The organism is Deltaproteobacteria bacterium (assembly GCA_009692615.1).
Lineage (GTDB): Bacteria > Desulfobacterota > Binatia > UBA9968 > UBA9968 > DP-20.
Genome location: SHYW01000046.1, coordinates 23,496 through 36,788, shown reverse-complemented (window position 1 = coordinate 36,788; position 13,293 = coordinate 23,496). Strand labels below are relative to the sequence as shown.

Here is a 13,293-nt window from a genome sequence, read left to right as displayed (position 1 = left end):
GACGCACACACTTGGCCTATATCGAACCAACTCCAACAAGGTGGGGTTCCGCTATGGCCAGGTTTCTAACTTACGACCTCAACCCAACGCACTACCCTGACATAATCGCGTTGCTGTTAACATGACATATTGACGTTGCCACGACACATAGAGTTTAAATCCCTAAGTGCGCAATGACACAAGTTTTAGCCGCAAAATTGAGGTTGTCCCAGGAGTTATTTTAGCGACCTCGCTACGGCCGTGGCCAGGAATCCAAAGAACCTCCCGCGGCGCCGCCAAAAGCGGCCAAAGGGCGCGCGCCGAGAGCGACAGCTTCTTTTCCATAAACAGCTCTTTGATTTTCTTATGTCCGGTCATACCCAAGGGCTGAAAAAAGTCGCCGTTTCGAAAATTCCGAATAACCAAACCCGGCGGCAAGCGCGCAGCATCGAAAAACGCCTCCATCGGATCCGCCGGCAAGCGCGCCGGGCTGGCGAGAAGCTCGCTTTCGACCGTCCAGCCCGCTTCCGCGAGCGCTAGCGACGAACCGATGACGAAGTCGCAGGTATAACAGGACCGAGTGCGCCGTCCGATGAGGCGAACCAACTTCACCCGATCGTACTCGATCTCTAGCTGCCAGCGCCCTGGCAGCGCGAAGCGCCCGTGGGGCGCGCCATGGGCGATCAATTGCAACATATCTTTGATGTGAACGAAGTCGAGGCTGCGCAGGTTCCCGCGCAGCGATTCGATCCACAAGCGCAAAATCCGCCGTTGCAACGCTTGGGGCTCGTCCAGTAACGCTTGTCGGCGCAAACTCTCGCCGTCGCGAACCTCCGCCAATTTGCCACGCGCCAGTTGCGCCAGCGCTTCGTCTTCGTCGCGCAGCAACTCGGCCTGCTGGGCCAAACGCTCATTCAATCTGCCGTCCAGCCGCTCACCGATCTTGGGCAGCAGTTCGAGGCGAACCCAATTGCGCAGCATGGCGGTATCCTGATTGGTCCGATCCGACCGATACGTCTGATGCTTCTCAGCCAGATAATCTAGAAGCTCGCGCTTCGACACGCCCAGCAGCGGCCGAATCACAGTGAGATCTGCAAGCGATGACATTCGCTGTGACGGCGCCATAGAGGACAACCCGGTCATGCCCGCGCCGCGTAAGAAACGCATCAGCAGGGTCTCCGCCTGATCGTCTTGAGTGTGCGCCACGGCGACTTTCGTCAGCCCGCGCGCGGCAACCACATCGGCGAAAAAGCGATAGCGCTCATCGCGCGCCAACGCTTCGAGATTGCCCTTGCCCGCGGTGGAAATAATTTCCGGCAAATCGATCTCTTTGAGATGAAACGGCAGACCAAGTCCGTGCGCCAACTCCGCGACGAAGCGCGCATCTTCCTTGGCCTCTTCACCGCGAATGCCGTGCTGCAAGTGAGCCACTTCGAGCTGGAGTTCAAGCTCCTCGCGCAATTCGAATAGCAAAAGCAGCAGCGCAACCGAATCCGGCCCGCCGGAAACTGCGACCAGAATATGGTCGCACGGAAAAATTAGGCCTTGGGTTTGGGAATAGTTCCTAATTCGTTTTGCCAAATCAGAAATCATGAAGGAGACTTGCTGGTTATCCGCGGCAAATCAATAGCGCCTATGACTATCAACAGCAAACGTTGACCCGGAAGCGTAGATCCGGTTGGGTGGACGTGACAGAGTTCAAGCGCTCAATCGAACGAACAGTTAGTACGGCTTACTTTTACCGCCTTTAACCAGAGAAAGCCCCGCGCCCCTTCTGCCTTTAAGTTCATTTAGAAAACATTTCCAATCGATCAGAGTCTGATAGTCGTCTGGCGCAGCGGACTCGCAATCGTAGCCGCGCAAAAATTTAGCGAAGCCGCCAAATTTCGTTTCGTAATCTTTGATTCGTTTCTGAAGCTCTTTAACTGTGAGAGTGGAATAGTCCACTGGCTTCTCAACTTCAGTTCCTTTAGTGGCTAATATCCGACTCATCGAGTGATCTCCTTTAGCCGCGGCAAAACAGTGTCGATGATCCGTTTGAGATCCGCCTCGCCACCGGCTGAATCTTTAAACGGAGTGACTAATACGACCAGCCCACTACTTCGCCGGCCACAGCCGGAAACTCTGGCGACCGTGAATGCGGTAGATCTGAAAGTCCCGCTCATCCAGTGTAAAAATATCCCGTACACGACGCTCTTCAGCCAATCGGACAAGGGATGCATCGGCCAAATCCATGGGAAGATCCTGATACTTTTGCATCAAGACGCGCATGCGATCATAGTCATCGGAACTTTGGACAGCAATTTCGACATCGCTCTGCTGAAGAATGCTCCAAAGCATTCCCTGCGCCCGCCAACCGCCGGCTTCACCGAGAAGATACATGGCCTCCGTGAAAGCGGGCCACGTCGTGACCATGGGACCGGTCAGATTCGGCAGACACGCCACGCAAGCATCGTGATCAGGCTCTCCTTTGTCGATGAGAGCAACCAGCGGGCCGGCGTCCGTGAGAATCATCTAGCTTTTTTCTCCAACAAGGCGCGCTTGAAAGCGAGACCGGTTTTACGGGCTAGTCCGCCAGTGGATTTTATGCGCCCAATGAACGGCGCTAAGCTCTGAGCAAGCGGCGGTCTTAGTACCTCTCGGCACTTTTCATCGATCGCTTCCCGGATCAGCGTTGACTGAGAAACACCTAACGCCCGCGCGGCCGCCTCCAGGAGCGCTTCCTGTTGGTGATTGAATCGTACGCTTTTCGACATGCCCGCCTCCGATTGTAATACAAACCGCTTAGTAGTATCACACAGCTCTTTTAAGCTGTAAAGCCACCTCTATGAGGAGCGTCCGGTCATATCGTCAGCTTCCCCGCATAGCCCGTCATCTCGACATAGCCGGCGCCGTTGGCCGTTTGGCCGCGCACCTTGGCGCGAATCCGCACCGCGCCTTCCCAATAAGTTACCCGGGTGCTGCGCTGCGTGCCGAGTTCTTGCTCGGCGAACGCCGGACTGATTTCCAATTCGATTTGTTCGCTGGGCAGCGTCACGCGCCATTTCATCGGATAGTTGGCGCCGCTCTTGGCGCTTTTCCAGCGCTCCAACACTTCGACTTGGAAATCTTTCAAGGCGAGATGCTTGCTCGTGCCATCGGCGCCAATCAAAGTGCCGCTCGAATGCGGGTCCACCGAGCCGTCCTTGCGGCGCATGAGATAGAGCATCAACTCAGTATCGTTGTCGAGCTGGATGCTGAACCAATCCCAGCCCACTTGATCGGCGCCGAGCTGATTGCTGCCGAACTCGTGGTCCATCCAAGTGACGCCGCGGACTTTTTCCTTTTTGCCGTCAAATGTCAGCTCGCCATCGGTCTGCATGCGCGTCAGCGAATAGTAGTAGGAAGCCCTCCCCTCGCCGGCGTCTTTTTGGCTCAAACCTTTATCGCCATGCAGGACCGGCGCCTTGAGGGAATTCAATGACAGCCGCAAATGCGTGCCCCGTTCGTTGACCTCAATCGCATGATGGCTCCCATCGCCGCTCACTTTCCAGTCTTCGTTCCAAACCAGATAGCGATCCGTCGCCGCGCCCGCCTTGTCGCCGCTGCCGCTCACAGCAGCATTGCCGGCAAAACCGCGATTGATGCGTTCGCGGAAAAGCATTTTCTTGCCGGCGATATCCGTTAGCGCGAAATGCGCCATATAAAGATCTCTGAACAGCGGCGCGCCAGGCGAATCCTTTTGCCGATCGCGCAAACCAAAACGAAAAAATGTCACCTGGTAGCCGTACCGTTTGCCGCTGTCAGTTGCCAACTGCCCGGTGTAATACCACCACTCGGTTTTGAAATCGGGATGCGCATAATGGCTCGCGGGAAACGTCAGCTTGCGTCCCGGCACGGCCAGCTTATAAGTGAAACTCACCGTCATCAGCCAACAGCCGAGCAGCGCGATGCCACGCGCGAGACATCGCCGCGAGTGCAAACGCCGCAAGATAATTTGCAGTGCCATTTCCACTAGTGTTATAGGGAGACTATGGAAAAGCAATACAGCCGCGAGACACTGCTCATCGACGCCGCCACGCTGCGGAACAAACTCGGCGCGGCGGATCTTTGCATCATCGATACCCGGCCGGCCGAAGACTATGCCAAGGGCCATATTCCCGGCGCCACCCACTTCGATCTTTTTGGTTTAAGCCTCGCCGACACCAGCGACGCGCCGCTCAAAGCGTTCATGTTCATGATCCATCACGTGCTCGAACTGCGCGGCGTCAGCGAAACTAAAGAAGTGGTCTTTTACGAAGAGAACTCCGGCATGCGCGCCGCTCGCGGCCTGTGGTTTTTGGAATACTACGGCCATCCAAACGTCAAGATACTTGATGGCGGCATGCAAGCGTGGCGCGCCGGCGGCGCGCCGGTGACCACCGACGGAGCAGCGCCAAAGGCATCGACCTTCAAAACCGCCGAACGGCGCGAGGTTCTGGCCACCGCCGATGATGTTTTGCGCGCCCTCGATGAGAAAGACACCGTTATCCTCGACACCCGCAGCGCCGGCGAACATTTCGGCACTACGGTACGGGCCGCCCGCGGCGGTGCGATCCCGCGCTCAATCCTCATCGAATGGACCGACAACCTCAATGCCGAAGGCAAGTTCAAATCGAACCAAGAACTGAAAGCGATGTACGACAAAGCCGGCATCACACCTGAGAAAGAAGTCTATGCCTACTGCCAGGGCGGCTACCGCGCCGCCCACGGCTACATCGCTCTGCGACTACTGGGCTATCCGAAAGTCCGCAACTACATCGGCTCGTGGAAGGAATGGGGCGACCGCACGGATCTACCGCTGGAAGTGCCGACGAAAAAATAACAGACGCCTCACCACGAAGACACGAAGAGCACGAAGTTAGGAAACACATTTTCAACCCTTCGTGACCTTCGTGCCTTCGTGGTGAAAACATTGCCCAAATGAATCGGTAACCATCAAATGAACACACTCCTTCTCCTCTCGGTACTGTCACTGATCGGGTTTGCGCGACCTGATCTCACCGCCGGCGCCGAGGCGCGTAAGATCACGCTGTCCTACTCGGCGGTGAGCATGACTTGGTTTCCGGTCAAGGTCGCCATCGAAAGAGGTTTCTTTCGCAGCGAAGGGCTCGAACCGCAACTGATCCAGATGAACGGCAACGTCGCCACCATCGCGCTGGCCAACGGCTATATAGACTTTTCGTTGAACATCTCGCCGGTACTCAACGGCGCCATGCAAGGCTTGGGAACCAAAGTGATCGCGGCGTTAAATTCACGACCGCTGTTTTCTCTGGTGGTGCGCCCGGAGATTGCTTCCGCCAACGATCTCAAAGGCAAAGTTTTCGCGGTCAGCTCCTTCGGCAATACCCAGGCGATTCTCACGGAAAAACATTTGCAGCACCTGGGATTGAAGAAAGGCGAATATCAACTGCTCGCCATGGGCGCGACGCCGGCGCGCGTCGCCGCTATGGAGAAAAATATCGCCCAGGGCAGCTTGATGCCGCTGCCGACCAACGTGCAAATGGAAAACCGTGGCTACCGCCTGCTCGGCAACACCGCGGAAATCATCGCCAATCCCATCGCCGGTCTCGGCGTGCACGAGGACAAAATTAAAAAGGAACCGGAATTGCTCAAGCGCACCATCCGAGCCACGTTGAAGAGCCTGCAACTGTTGCAAACGAATCCCAAAGAGACGACGAAGATATTAATGGACTGGACCCGGGCAAATGAAAAAGACGCCGCGCGCTCGCTGGAGCTGGCCAAGCCCGGCTTCAGCAAAAACGGCTTGCTGACCGACGACGACCTGAGCATCGAATGGGCTTTCATCCAGCAGCAGACTAAGAAAACCAACGTGCCGGTCAGCGTCGCCCATGACATGACACTCTTGCGCGAAGTGCAGCGCGAACTGGGAATGTGACTGTGATGCAAAGTTTTTGTCTGATAAGAAAATCCCCCTTGATCCCCCTTTTTCAAAGGGGGAAAGATTCTGCGATCGAGTTCCCTCTTTGAAAAAGAGCGGCTAGGGGAGATTCTTAAAACCCACGAATTGCTGAAACTATGAAAATCACCGAACAAGCAGCCATCGTCACCGGCGCCGGCAGCGGTCTCGGCCGCGCCATGGCGCTCGGTCTGGCCATCGCCGGCGCCAAAGTCATGCTCGCCGACGTGCGCGATGACGGCGTCAAAAAAGTTCAACAAGAGATCGCCGCACGGAGTCGCATCGGAGAATTCTTTGTCGGCGACTTGAGCCAGGAATCCTCGGCGCAAGAGCTGATCAATTTATGCGTTCAGAAGTTCGGCCGGCTCGACATCTTGATCAACAACGCCGGCCTGCGTATGGAAGTTCACGACGACGGCGTCTACGAAGACTGGCGTTGCTTGCGCCAACGACCGACAGACCAAGTGCCGGTAAGCGATTGGGATTTGCTCATGGGCGTGAACCTGCGCGCGGTCTATCTGTGCACCCATTTCGCCTTGCCGCACATGATCCGACAGCAACACGGCGTCATCCTCGGCATCTCATCCAACGCCGGCCATCAAGGCGTTGCCGGCAAATCCGCCTATGTGGCCTCGAAACATGCGGTGGAAGGGTTGATGAAAACCGTCGCCAAGGAAAGTCACTCTCACAACATCAGTGCCAACGCGATCCATCCCGGCGGCCGGGTCAACGTCGACGGCCGCGGCGGCCAGGAGCCTGAAGTGGTCGTGCCGCTAGTGCTGTTTCTCGCCCAACAAGATAGACCCGCAGTCACCGGGAAAGTCATCAAGGCCCAAGAATGGAACGAAGGTCGACGGGACTTCTAGCTGCCGGAATTAACATCCGTTCAAAACGTCGAAACTAAATACACCCTTCGCTACGGCTCTCCGAGCCTACTCAGGACCGCGGCCATGTAAGCTTCCGTTTCCCCGAGTAAGCCCGCAGGGCTGTATCGAGGGATATTCATTCAAACCGTTTGAACATCGGCCGCAACCTGCGTTAAAGAGACACTCACGGCATTAACGATTCATTCCGAACCCAAGTAAGGAGACAAACCATGCGCACGCTCGATCTGCTCGCCAGCGATTCATCCCATCTGCCATTTCTCTACGTCTTCAAAGAATCGAAGGTCATGGAGAAATACGGCTTCGAAATCGATTTGCACATCGTCGGCGGTGCCAAAGCACCGACCATGGCGCACCGCGCCAAGCTCGCGCTTGCCGGCGAGATCGATTTTCTGAGCGGCCTGCATCACGAAACCTATCGCGAACGCGCCAAGGGTGAAAAACGGCTGACCTATTTGGCCCAGGCGCAAAACAATTGGGACGATCGGTTGGTGGCGATACCGGAAATCAAAACTGTCGAAGATTTAAAAGGCAAAAAAATCGTCTGCCATTCCAAGGCGCCCTGCGTGTCGGGCAATCTGCGCGCGGTGCTGGAAATCTGCGGCCTCAAGCCTAGCGAAATCAATATGGACGTCATCGACGACACTTCGGGAAAGTTTTTGGACTTCGTCGACGAGATCACCGCCGGCAAAGCGGTCGCCGCGCTGGTCGATATGCCCTTCGATCTTTATGGCATCAAGAAGGGCTTGCACGTCGTCGACTTGCCGGACCGGCCGGTGATTCACAACACCACGCTGCTCGCCACCACCGACTACATCAAGGAAAACCCGGAGACCGTCGACGCCTTCATCAAAGGCTTCATCGAAGCGCTGCACTACTTTAAGACTAAACCGATGGAAGTCGTAGCCATCTTGAAGAAAAACTTAGCCACCCGTTTCGGTCTGCCGGAAGATGAATACTACGTGCACCTGCAACGGGAGTGGGCCAAGCTGCTCAACAAGAAACCCTATCCGCTGCCGGCGGCGATTCAAAACGTCTACGATCTCGACGTCGGCAAAGATCCCAAGATGCAACACATCGGACCAATGGAGCCCTGGGACCTGCACTATCTGCGCAAGATCGACGACACCGGTTTCATCGATAAGTTGTATGGCAGCACGGCATAAATAATTTGGAACACGCTTCGACCCTTCGAGCGGCCTCAGGGCGGCCCCCTCGACAGCCTTTAGTCCCGAGCCTGTCGAGGGATCAGCATGAACGGAATTACTTCAAGTCCATCTCCGTTCGTCCTGAGCTTGTCGAAGGACTCCGATAGAGTTTTTCAGCAACCTGCTACGGCTTGCGCAACGCCACAACGAAGCGATCGCTTTTACCGTAGAGTTTTTGTGACGGCTGATCGTGAGCGTCGGCGGCGTGGCGCAGCATGAGTGCTTCGCTGGCGAATCTAAAACCGGCGCCGGCGGTTTCTTTGACCACGATCTGTTTGTCGATGCGATGCAATTTCTTGCGGTCGTCCTCGCCGGCGCCTTCTTTGGCGGCGTGATCGACCACGCCGTAAATCCCGCCGCTTTTGAGCGCAGCGAAAATTCGCCGGTTCATCTCCAGCCGCGCCGGCGCGCCGATCATATGATAGTCGAGATGGATCAAGATAAAATCCAGCGAGCCGTCGGCCGGCAATGCCACTTGCTCCATCGCCCCTTCCAGTAATTTAACGTTGGCGAAACGAGGCGCGCTGAAACGCTCGCGGGTTTGCCGCTTGATCGACGGATTCGCCGAGTAGACCACACCGCTGGGACCGACGGTCAACGCCAATAGCGCCGTGTAATAACCCGCTCCCGCCATCAGATCGGCGCTTTTCGCGCCAACCTTCACGTTGAAAAATATTATCAGCTGTTCCGGCTTACGATCCCCATCCATCGCCCGTTCGTTGTCCGGCCGATCGCGATCGGCCAGAATCGCGCGCAAGTCTTGCGCGTGAGCATTGCCAATCGGCAACCAAATGACGAAGCCTAAGAGTAGACGTGCAATGTGCTCGCCGCCGTTCATTGTTTTAGTAAAGCTCCAAATTTTCCCGTTGAATGAGAAGACCTATCTCACCACGAAGAGCACGAAGGACACGAAGGTTTCGGATAATTATTACTCCGACCTTCGTGCTCTTCGTGTCCTTCGTGGTGAATATGTTCTTCCTTTTTTGATTGTAGCACTGTCGCGCTTAACGGAACGCCAGCGGTTCGCCGATCTGCCAAAAATAAATCACATGCATGTCGCCGCCGCCGTCGCGATAACGTTCCGTGATCTTGGGCTGCCACTGACCCATGTCGAAAGTATACGATACCAGCCGCGCGCCGGGCTTGAGTTCATTCAAGAGCTTCTGCCGCAATGCCAAGTTGCCGTCGTAAGATAGATACAACGTCACCACCGAAGCGGGCGATAATTCAGCACTCAGAAAATCCTGTTGGCGGATTTCGACGAGATGCTCCACGCCTTGTTTACGAACATTTTCCCGCGCCAACTTGACTAGACCAGGATCGATCTCGAAACCGACCGCCTTGGCGCCATACTTTTTCGCCGCGGCGATTACCACGCGGCCGTCGCCGGCGCCGAGATCGTAGAGCACGTCGCCGCTATTGAGAGCGGCCAGCTTGAGCATGCGTTCGACCACTTCCTGAGGCGTCGGATCAAAGGGCGCCAACTGTCCGGCTGTCCGCGTGCGCGGATCGCCGGGAGGAACTTCAGTCGGACGCCGCTCGGACCGCAGCACGCCGGGGGCGATTTGGGTCACGATCGTCCGCTCCGAAACGTAAGGAGTGTCGATGATCACCACGCTCGGATAGCGTGCCACCGGCGCGTAACGGTAGGGATAATAGTGTTGCGGCACGAACTGCGGCGCGACGACAAGCGGCGGCGCATAAAACTGCACGTTGGGCGCCACAGCAAAACCTCGCACCGGCGGACTGACGATCACCGTGCCGTGGGCAAATCCCGAGCGCGCGTCAATCACCGTGGAACCGGAGCTGCTGGTCACGACCGCGCCGCGCGGCGCGCTATAAGAGCCGCGAAACCCTTGGCCGGCCGCGGCGTGAATGCCGACGGTAGAATGAAGAAGAAAAACCAGCAGCGCTAAAAATTTCATAACGCCTCCCGATCGCGTTACGATCATAGGAAGTTCAGCCGGGGCAAGTCAATGGTCCATGGTGACGGCCAGATCGCGGATCACTGGCGACCGCCAGGCGAGAAATAGCGCCAGCACGATTACCACCAAGCCCATATAACCCACCGTCGCCGGCGCCCCGATCCAGTGCGCGCTGACGCCGGCGCTCATGGCGCCGATCGGCATCAGCCCACGGTCGAGCATGTAAATGCTCATCACCCGACCGCGCAAATGATCGGGCACAAGCACTTGCAGCATGGTGTTGGTCGTCGCCATATAAAAAATCTGGCAGGCGCCGATCGCCACCAGCACGATCAGCGCGAGGACAAACGAAGTCGTCCAGGCGAAAATATTCATGCCGATCCCGAGGGCGATCAAACTGGATAGCAAAACGATGCCTTGGCGACGAATGCGGCTCGACAAAGTCGCCAGAGCAAAGCCGGCGAGACACGCGCCAAGCCCAGGGGCGGCGTACAACATACCCAAGCCTTCGGGCCCGACCTTGAGCACGTCTTTTTGAAACACCGGCATCAAAGTTTGGTAAGGCATGGCGATGACGCGCGGAATCAAGGCACTGATCATGAGCGCGAACACCGCGTCGTTGGACCAGACATAACTCACTCCCTCTTTTAAATTTTCCAGCGCCGAGGTGCGCCGCGCCTGGGCCGAATTGGCCGGCACCACCATCCAATAGATCGAAAGACACACGCCGGCGTAGGCCGCGCCTTGAACGAAAAAATTGCCGCTGGCGCCGAACAGCGCGATCAGCAAGCCGCCCAGCGATGGTCCGACGACCTTAGTCATGTTGAACGCCGCCGAGTTGAGCGCTACGGCGTTCATCAATTCTTCCTTGGGCACCAGCGATGGCACCATGCTCTGGCGCACCGGATCGACGAAGGACCAAGCGATAGCGGTGATGAAAGTAAAGGTGAACACCTGCCAGATGCGCACGAAGCCGGCCGCCACCACCGTGCCCATGAGTACGGTGGTGAACATCAAAACATACTGAGCGAAGAGCAGCACTTTTTTGCGATCGGTGCGGTCCGCCACCACGCCCGCCACCGGACTGACGAGCAGAAACGGCAAAGCGCGCAGGCCGTTGAGCATGCCGAGCAGCACCGACGATCCGGTGATGTCGTACACCAACCAGCCCAGCGTCACCTGCTGAATCCATTGGCCGGCGCTCATACAGACGGTGCCGAACCACAGATAACGATAATTTTTATGGCGTAGTGAGGAAAAAGTTTGGGCTAAAAATCCCTGCGCTCGAATGTTCGCGGTTGTCGAATCGATGGCTGCCGGTTCTTCCAATGGGGCGGTTCCTTCGGAGCTGGCTGTCGGGATGAAATCGAATGCGCCATGATTGCACGAAATAACTTGTCACGCCGGCCCCATTCGCTCAGTTGGCTCTGCCGACGAACATAGCATCATCGGCGCGAATAAAGCCAGGCGGGTTATCGTGTTTCGAGCGCACTTCGAGATAGTCGCCGACCGCGCGGACCACGGTCACCTGGGTCGTGCGCTCGACCCGCGTCAGCACGCGCGCCGTACTGGACGGTTCCTCATACACCGAAGTCGTGCGCACCACTTCGTAAATTCCCGGCTCCGCCACTCGCCGCGCTGGCGTTGGTGGAGGCGGTGGTGATGATGATGAATTCGCCGGCTGCGGATTGGCGCGCGCTGGCGCCGCGGTCTGCCGCGCTGAAGCTAAACGCTCGATCTCACGATTGGCATCGGCCAACTTTTTTTCCAGCGCCGCCAGATCTTTTTGGCTCTCGGCGAGTTTGTTCTTGAGTTCGTCGGTCTGGCTCGCGCTGCCTTGATTGCCCTCGCGCAGCTTCGCCAACTCCGCTTCGAGAGTTTTAATCGTCTGATTTTTTTCCTGCAGCTCGTTGGATTTTTCCCCAAGCCCGAGAGCCGAATCGCCGGCGCGGCGCTGGCTGAGCCAAACGCCGCCGCCAACTAACGCCAGCAGCAAAAATGCCGCGCCAAAGGCGATGAATTTTATCGGCCGCGTTTCGCCGGTAACGGTCACGTGGGTTTCAACCGGTTCTTTATCCGCCGCTGTCCCAATCACAAAATCGCGCGACGACGACGCGCTCAACTCCGCCTTGCAGTAAGGACACTTCACGGCGTCAAGCGCGACGCTGTTGGCGCAATGGGGACAAAGTTTCGCTTGATTGGTCGGCTGGGCCATCGCCGACTCCTTTTCATGCACGTAGCGGGTTAACGTCTGTTGTATAGACGATCGCCGGCGAAATTCCCAACGCCTTGCCCCAACTTTACCCTTAGGCTATAGAACCCATGGAGGATTTTTATTCATGGCCGTCATCATCAGCGAAGCGCAAACTCGAAAACTCATCGACATGTCCCAAGCCGTCGCCCAGGTCGACAAAATGTTCCGCGACCGCGCCGCGGGAAAAATGCGCAGCGTGCCGCGCCGCCGCTTGAAGGGTAGCTCCAAGCAATTGAACATGATGGCCGCCTGGCACCAAGATTCTGACTTGATCTGCCTGCGCTCCTACGCCGCCGGCGCCAACATCGTCACGCTTTTCCACGGCGGCAAGGGCGGCATACAAGGGATCGTCAACATGGCCTACTTGAGCAGCCTGCGCACCGGCGCCGCCACCGGCGTCGCGGCCAAATATCTCGCGCCGGCCAACAGCAAAGTGCTGGGAGTCATCGGCCCCGGCTGGCAAGCGACCTTTCAAGTCGAAGCGGTGGCCGAAAGCTGCGCCATCGAACAAGTAGTCGTCTGGGGCCGCACGCCGAAACGGCGCAAAGATTTCATCAAGCAAATGAGCAAAGTCGTCAAAGCCGACTGGAAAGAAGTCGACAGCATCGACGAGTGCGAAGGACTGTCCGATATTTTGGTCGTCTCCACCGATTCGACGACGCCGGTGGCCACCGGCAACAATCTCAAAGACGATGTCCTGGTCGCCTCCATCGGCGCCAACGCCACGGTGAAACACGAGGTCTCGAATGATTTAATCCGGCGCATGGACTTGATCGTCACCGACGACATCGCCGCGGCGAAAGCCGACAGCGGCGACTTGGTCGAAGCCTGCCAAAGCGGCAGCGCGCGCTGGGAAGATATTATCCCCCTGGAAAAATACGTCGCCGGCGGCGCGCCGCGACCGCGGCCGAAAAGAATATTTTTCCAATCCAACGGCATTGCCGACGAAGATCTCGCCGTGGGAAAATTCGTCCTCGATCAGGCCAAGCGCAAGAAAATGAAACTGCGGAACGTGACTGAATTCTAACCGAGCGAAATAATACTTTCACCACGAAGGCACGAAGGACACGACGGGTTCGGATAGTTCAAATTCCGAACTTCGTGA

At 57.0% G+C, this 13,293-nt stretch carries 14 protein-coding genes; 5 read left to right on the top strand and 9 right to left on the bottom strand.

The window, feature by feature from the left end; translation table 11 throughout:
• Positions 1-162: 162 nt before the first annotated feature.
• From tilS to EXR70_12835, 5 genes are all read right to left on the bottom strand, one after another.
• A complete protein-coding gene (gene tilS, locus EXR70_12855; protein ID MSP39372.1) occupies positions 163-1,572 on the bottom strand; it encodes a tRNA lysidine(34) synthetase TilS in 1,410 nt (469 codons plus the stop codon).
• A gap of 129 nt (positions 1,573-1,701) precedes the next feature.
• A complete protein-coding gene (locus EXR70_12850) occupies positions 1,702-1,971 on the bottom strand; it encodes a hypothetical protein (protein ID MSP39371.1) in 270 nt (89 codons plus the stop codon).
• A gap of 105 nt (positions 1,972-2,076) precedes the next feature.
• Complete coding sequence (locus EXR70_12845; protein MSP39370.1) at positions 2,077-2,493, bottom strand: PIN domain-containing protein; 417 nt, start codon at positions 2,491-2,493, stop codon at positions 2,077-2,079.
• Complete coding sequence (locus tag EXR70_12840; protein ID MSP39369.1) at positions 2,490-2,735, bottom strand: ribbon-helix-helix domain-containing protein; 246 nt, start codon at positions 2,733-2,735, stop codon at positions 2,490-2,492. Before EXR70_12840 ends, EXR70_12845 begins: the two co-directional genes overlap by 4 nt.
• 86 nt (positions 2,736-2,821) lie before the next feature.
• The gene (locus EXR70_12835) at positions 2,822-4,114 is read right to left on the bottom strand and encodes a carotenoid 1,2-hydratase (GenBank protein MSP39368.1); all 1,293 of its coding nucleotides are present in this window, start codon (positions 4,112-4,114) and stop codon (positions 2,822-2,824) included.
• On the opposite strand from EXR70_12835, the gene EXR70_12830 reads away from it, so the two are divergent.
• The 4 genes from EXR70_12830 to EXR70_12815 all read left to right on the top strand — a co-directional run bounded on the left by EXR70_12830 (position 3,992) and on the right by EXR70_12815 (position 7,967).
• The gene (locus tag EXR70_12830) at positions 3,992-4,822 is read left to right on the top strand and encodes a sulfurtransferase (GenBank protein MSP39367.1); all 831 of its coding nucleotides are present in this window, start codon (positions 3,992-3,994) and stop codon (positions 4,820-4,822) included. The two genes, EXR70_12835 and EXR70_12830, sit on opposite strands and share 123 nt — an antisense overlap.
• A gap of 117 nt (positions 4,823-4,939) precedes the next feature.
• Positions 4,940-5,896, top strand: a complete 957-nt coding sequence (locus EXR70_12825) for an ABC transporter substrate-binding protein (GenBank protein MSP39366.1) — start codon at positions 4,940-4,942, stop codon at positions 5,894-5,896.
• A gap of 140 nt (positions 5,897-6,036) precedes the next feature.
• Positions 6,037-6,783 (top strand): SDR family oxidoreductase, encoded by a 747-nt coding sequence (locus EXR70_12820; GenBank protein MSP39365.1) that lies wholly within the window; start codon positions 6,037-6,039, stop codon positions 6,781-6,783.
• 230 nt (positions 6,784-7,013) lie between these two features.
• Positions 7,014-7,967, top strand: a complete 954-nt coding sequence (locus EXR70_12815) for an ABC transporter substrate-binding protein (GenBank protein ID MSP39364.1) — start codon at positions 7,014-7,016, stop codon at positions 7,965-7,967.
• A 166-nt stretch (positions 7,968-8,133) separates the two neighbouring features.
• On the opposite strand, the gene EXR70_12810 is transcribed toward EXR70_12815, so the two are convergent.
• The 4 genes from EXR70_12810 to EXR70_12795 all read right to left on the bottom strand — a co-directional run bounded on the left by EXR70_12810 (position 8,134) and on the right by EXR70_12795 (position 12,149).
• Complete coding sequence (locus EXR70_12810; protein ID MSP39363.1) at positions 8,134-8,766, bottom strand: methyltransferase domain-containing protein; 633 nt, start codon at positions 8,764-8,766, stop codon at positions 8,134-8,136.
• Positions 8,767-9,013: 247 nt separating this feature from the next.
• Complete coding sequence (locus EXR70_12805; GenBank protein ID MSP39362.1) at positions 9,014-9,934, bottom strand: methyltransferase domain-containing protein; 921 nt, start codon at positions 9,932-9,934, stop codon at positions 9,014-9,016.
• Between the two features lie 48 nt (positions 9,935-9,982).
• Positions 9,983-11,326 (bottom strand): MFS transporter, encoded by a 1,344-nt coding sequence (locus EXR70_12800; protein MSP39361.1) that lies wholly within the window; start codon positions 11,324-11,326, stop codon positions 9,983-9,985.
• Positions 11,327-11,351: 25 nt separating this feature from the next.
• Positions 11,352-12,149, bottom strand: coding sequence for a hypothetical protein (locus EXR70_12795; protein MSP39360.1), 798 nt, complete (start codon positions 12,147-12,149; stop codon positions 11,352-11,354).
• Positions 12,150-12,273: 124 nt separating this feature from the next.
• Here EXR70_12795 and EXR70_12790 point away from each other — a divergent pair, with 124 nt between their 5' ends.
• Positions 12,274-13,215 (top strand): ornithine cyclodeaminase family protein, encoded by a 942-nt coding sequence (locus tag EXR70_12790; protein MSP39359.1) that lies wholly within the window; start codon positions 12,274-12,276, stop codon positions 13,213-13,215.
• Positions 13,216-13,293 lie beyond the last annotated feature (78 nt).